Origin of the sequence: Gilvimarinus gilvus, assembly GCF_030518155.1 — a bacterium.
GTDB classification, from domain to species: Bacteria; Pseudomonadota; Gammaproteobacteria; order Pseudomonadales; family Cellvibrionaceae; genus Gilvimarinus; species Gilvimarinus gilvus.
On the sequence record NZ_JAULRU010000107.1, the window covers coordinates 1 to 302 of the forward strand.

Consider the following 302-nt stretch of genomic DNA (forward strand, 5'->3'; position numbering starts at 1 on the left):
AAAACGACTCAGCCGCCTGTTCTACCAGCATTCCCAGCCCATCGATCGCTTTTTCTGCACCATGATCGGTTGCCCACTGGTTGAACGCGGTTATCTCGGCACCGTACATCATGTCATAACACCAGGCGCCTTCTCGCAACAGGTCATCTGGCAGGGGAGGGACCTCTCCCTGCAAGCTGGCCGCCGTACCGTTGATCACCAGATCAAACTGCTGACCCGCTAACTGATCAAAGCTGCAGGCTTCGATCTCACCCAGCCCCTGAAAGACCTCAACCAGCACTTCAGCCCGGGCCAGAGTCCGG

Annotated in this window: 1 pseudogene; it reads right to left on the reverse strand. The window is 57.6% G+C overall.

The annotated features are described in order from the left end of the window. Window positions 1-302 (reverse strand): annotated as a pseudogene (gene aroE / locus QWI17_RS00535) (shikimate dehydrogenase); the annotation flags it as partial.